This window comes from Staphylococcus sp. GDX8P80P (assembly GCF_017893095.1).
GTDB lineage: Bacteria > Bacillota > Bacilli > Staphylococcales > Staphylococcaceae > Staphylococcus > Staphylococcus borealis.
In genome coordinates this window covers 1-4,571 of the sequence record NZ_JAESMI010000111.1, presented here as the reverse complement: position 1 = coordinate 4,571, position 4,571 = coordinate 1, and the positions used below count along the sequence as shown (strand labels likewise).

Below are 4,571 nucleotides of genomic sequence, written 5' to 3'. Positions count from 1 at the left end.
AGCTAATCTTAGTATGTTTTAGTTAATCACGCTTAACTGAGTTCACCGCTATCTTTACGTTCGTTATATTTTCGTAGTAATGTTTCGAAGAAAATATGATAACTAATAAAACTTGAGTAATCTGTACCATCATATAAATAGAACGTATTACTTGATACATAAACGTTGTAGCTAGCCTTTTGCGCTAGTGTATTATCTTTCATTGTTGTCACTGAGATAAAATATTTTTGACGTAATTGAAGTAGATTAGTTACATCTGAAAGTTGATGACTTTCACCAGAAAGAGAAATAATGAAAAATAAATCTTCAGCTACTGAACGGTTCAGTACCATCTTTAATTCGTGTACGTCATGTAAGACAATGATATTTTTATGCATTGTTAACAATATTCGTTGCGCTTCTTCCGCAACGTTTTTTTGCGCGCGACCGGTGCCATATAAATAAACAGTAGATGCATGATTCAGTTTATCTGTAATCAAATTATAATCGATGCGATCTAAATAGCTAAATGTTGTTTCTATTTCTTGTTTAAAAGCATCCATTGAATCTTTGGGTAGTTGACTTAAATGTTCACTTTCAAATTTAAGATAGGATTTAAAGTCACTATAACCATCAAATCCTAACTTTCGTGTGAAACGATGAATCGTAGCATTAGATGCATGAGTGAATTGCGAGAGTTCATGTATTTTTAAAATTTTACATTGATTGACATGCGTATTTACAAAATGTGCAATTTGAAGGTCGTTATCATTTAACTTGTCGAAATTAGCATTTACTTTTTCATCTAATAGCACAAAGACACCTCTCATTCTTTCCTGAAAATATTTTCATGTATAGAAAACATAAACTGATTATACAAAATTATTTCAAAATCGGTCAACGTCATTGTATATGTGTAAGCGTTTACTATAATAGATATTAAGAAAACGCTTTTATATGTACGATGAACTTAAGTACAACATAGAAAGATTTGGGGGTTAAATTATGAACGCTATTAAACGATTTGGGAGTGCTATGATCGTTCCCGTATTAATGTTTGCATTCTTTGGGATTGTATTAGGTTTTGCGACATTATTCAAAAATCCAACTATCATGGGCGGATTAGCAAATGATCATACATTTTGGTTTAAATTTTGGTCTGTGATTGAATCAGGTGGTTGGGTTATCTTCAATCATATGGAAATCGTATTTGTGGTTGGATTGCCTTTATCATTAGCTAAGAAAGCACCTGGTCATGCTGCTTTAGCTGCATTAATGGGCTATTTAATGTTCAATACATTTATCAACGCGATTTTAACGCAATGGCCACATACATTTGGTGCCAACTTAGAAAAAGGTGTTGAAAATGTAACTGGATTAAAAGCAATTGCTGGTATCGAAACATTAGATACAAATATTCTTGGTGGTATCATTATTTCTGCCATCGTGACATGGATACATAACCGATTCTATAGCAAGAAATTACCAGAAATGTTAGGTGTATTCCAAGGTTTAACATTTGTTGTAACAATATCATTCTTTGTTATGTTACCAATTGCAGCAATCACATGTGTTGTATGGCCAACAATACAAAGTGGTATTGAATCAATGCAACATTTCATTATCGCATCTGGTTATATTGGTGTTTGGCTGTATCATTTCTTAGAACGTGTGTTAATTCCAACTGGTTTACATCACTTCATTTATGCACCAATTGAAGTAGGTCCAGTTGTAGCAAAAGATGGACTTAAAGCAGAATGGTTTAGACATTTAAATGAGTTTGCTGAAAGTAGTAAACCTTTAAAAGAACAATTCCATTATGGTTTCATGTTACAAGGTAATGGTAAAGTGTTTGGTGCGATTGGTATTGCATTAGCAATGTATTCTACAACGCCTAAAGCAAACCGCAAAAAGGTTGCAGCATTGTTAGTACCAGCTACTTTAACTGCGGTAGTTGTTGGTATTACTGAACCTTTAGAATTTACATTCTTATTTATCGCACCTTACTTATTTGTAATTCATGCATTATTAGCAGCGACAATGGATACAATTATGTATGGTTTCGGCGTTGTTGGTAACATGGGCGGCGGTTTACTTGATTTCATCGCGACGAACTGGATTCCATTAGGACAAAATCATTGGTTAACTTATGTAGCTCAAGTTGTGATAGGCTTGATTTTCTCAGGTATCTATTTCGTTGTATTCAGATACTTAATCTTGAAATTTGATATTCCATTACCAGGACGTCGAGCTGAAGAAGAAGTTAAATTATTCTCTAAGAAAGATTACAAAGAGAAAAAAGGCGATGGAAGTACGGATAATTCAGGCTTTGAACCTAGCAATGAATATGAAGCGAAAGCACATTATTATTTAGAAGGATTAGGCGGAAAAGAAAATATTAAAGACGTTACAAATTGTACAACGCGTTTACGCCTAACAGTTAATGATGAATCAAAAGTTGAAGATAGTGGTTATTTCACTCATGAACAAATGGCTCATGGACTCGTGAAAAGTGATAAAAACGTTCAGGTGGTAGTTGGAATGACTGTCCCACAAGTACGTGAAGCATTTGAACATTTAGTTTATGATGACAATGACAAAAAATAATGTATTTAAGTAAAAGGCCAGCAGAAAATCTGGAATAAGATTTTCTACTGGTCATTTTTTGTGTACAATCCTATTTTGGTAAAACGTTTCTATCACTTACTCACCATAAACAGAGCGTCACTTGGATTTAAACCCATTGTTATCATAAAAAGAAAATGCATAAGGAGTGGGACAGAATTCTATTTAAATTCTTTGTCCCACTCCTAACTAGTTTGGTTATTCTACCTATTATAGATCTACTATGATGATAGTTAATTAAGAAATGTTTGCTTTATGTAGTACACGTGTTTTATAAGATGCAGAAAGAATATCAATATTTCTGCATGCAATCGTTTGTAGTAATTTGCTGAATATTTCAGGTGCACAACATACGCTTGCACAGTTGTTATTTAATGTGTATTTGATATCAAAGTTATTTGAGAAATAAGTCATAATATCAATAACTTTATCTTTAATGAATGCATCTTGGAGGCCGTCTATTGCTAAATCAAAACGTTTAGATGATTGATAAGGTTGTTCAGTATCTAGTAACGTATTTACTCGTTTAGGAGATAAAATCTGATAAATTGAGAATTGATAAAAACTTAAAAAGCTAATAAAATATGGCAGTTGCTGCTTAGGTAAGCTAACTTCTAAAACGGGTATATCATCGTATTTGATTATTGAATATTGAAATGAATCGCAAAATTTAACGTCTTTGCAGACTTTAATTAAATGTTTTCGAGTTGATCTAGATTTTAAACCTACAATGTTGATAATGTAAGTTTCAAATTTGTCTAACAACATGCAATGACCTCCTATATTTATTTAACGTATGTAAAAAGCATTTAGCCTGTAAATTCCCTTAAGTCGTACACCGTTCTTTTATACACACTGATTGTATCACTCTTTATTAATATTAGCACTAGGACTTTTGAATGAAGTTCGATTTAATTATTTTGTAATCTAATCGTAACGCGATTTAACATGAATTAAATTTGCGCATTCAAATAGCGTTTCCTTTTAAACGTGTTAGTACTTATTCGGCGAAGTATGAAATTCATATGTCATATGATAAACTTAGCAATAATTGGAGTAATTAAAGGAGCAATCTTATGTATAAAGCTGTAGTATTTGATTTCGACGGTACCATTATAGATACTGAGAAACACTTATATGTAATAATTAATAAACATCTTTCATTTCATGGTGTGAAACCTGTAACACTTGAGTTTTACAGAAGTCACATTGGGGGACATGCGCAAGGGTTACATGACTATCTTGAACAACAAATTGGTATTGAGAAGAAACAAAAAATATATGATGAACACAATAATACGAGTCATGAATTAGATATTATCGACACAGTGTCTTCATTAATGAAATATTTAAAACAACGACACATACCTATGGCGATTGCGACAAGTAGTTATAGGGAAGAAATTATGCCTACGATTCAAACGTTAGGTATTAACGATTATATTGATGTGATTGTAGGAAGAGAAGATGTTGAAGCGGTGAAACCAGACCCAGAGCTTTATTTAACGGCTGTACAACGCTTAAATTATTCACCTGCACATTGCTTAGCTATTGAAGATTCAGCCAATGGTGCTACTGGTGCCATGAATGCTGGGTTAGATGTAATTATTAATACAAATGAGATGACAGAAGCACAAGACTTCTCTGACATAGCTTATGTCGGCAAAGATTTAAGCTTTGAAGAGATAGTAAATACATTCTTTGAAGCGAATAAGGAGTAAATATGATGTCGTGGCAAATTATCATATTCTTTTTAGCAGGTCCTATTATCATAGGCATAGGAAATTTAGTATTAGGCCCTATATTTAGTAAACATATACCCTTTAAAGTTCAAGTGCGTTCTTTCGTTGTCGGTACTATGATCTATTTGATTTTAGCTACTATAGGCTATTACTTATTGTTACAAGGAAGAATATAAAGCACTCGATAGTTAGTAAATAGAAAAGAGAGGCACTGAATTTTTAAAA

General features: G+C 32.6%; 5 protein-coding genes. 3 read left to right on the top strand and 2 right to left on the bottom strand.

Annotation, left to right across the window (positions count from 1 at the left end):
• Positions 1-32 precede the first annotated feature (32 nt).
• Positions 33-794 (bottom strand): MurR/RpiR family transcriptional regulator, encoded by a 762-nt coding sequence (locus KA858_RS09945; protein ID WP_210135581.1) that lies wholly within the window; start codon positions 792-794, stop codon positions 33-35.
• Between the two features lie 190 nt (positions 795-984).
• Between KA858_RS09945 and KA858_RS09940 the strand changes: the two genes are divergently transcribed.
• The gene (locus KA858_RS09940; RefSeq protein ID WP_210135580.1) at positions 985-2,586 is read left to right on the top strand and encodes an alpha-glucoside-specific PTS transporter subunit IIBC; all 1,602 of its coding nucleotides are present in this window, start codon (positions 985-987) and stop codon (positions 2,584-2,586) included.
• 255 nt (positions 2,587-2,841) lie between these two features.
• On the opposite strand, the gene KA858_RS09935 is transcribed toward KA858_RS09940, so the two are convergent.
• Positions 2,842-3,372 carry a hypothetical protein gene (locus tag KA858_RS09935; RefSeq protein WP_210135579.1) on the bottom strand — a complete coding sequence of 177 codons (531 nt, stop codon included), beginning with the start codon at positions 3,370-3,372 and terminating at the stop codon, positions 2,842-2,844.
• Positions 3,373-3,680: 308 nt separating this feature from the next.
• Between KA858_RS09935 and KA858_RS09930 the strand changes: the two genes are divergently transcribed.
• Positions 3,681-4,325: an HAD family hydrolase gene (locus KA858_RS09930; protein ID WP_210135578.1), complete on the top strand. Its 645-nt coding sequence runs from the start codon at positions 3,681-3,683 to the stop codon at positions 4,323-4,325.
• Between the two features lie 5 nt (positions 4,326-4,330).
• Positions 4,331-4,522 carry a hypothetical protein gene (locus tag KA858_RS09925; protein WP_053028613.1) on the top strand — a complete coding sequence of 64 codons (192 nt, stop codon included), beginning with the start codon at positions 4,331-4,333 and terminating at the stop codon, positions 4,520-4,522.
• Positions 4,523-4,571 lie beyond the last annotated feature (49 nt).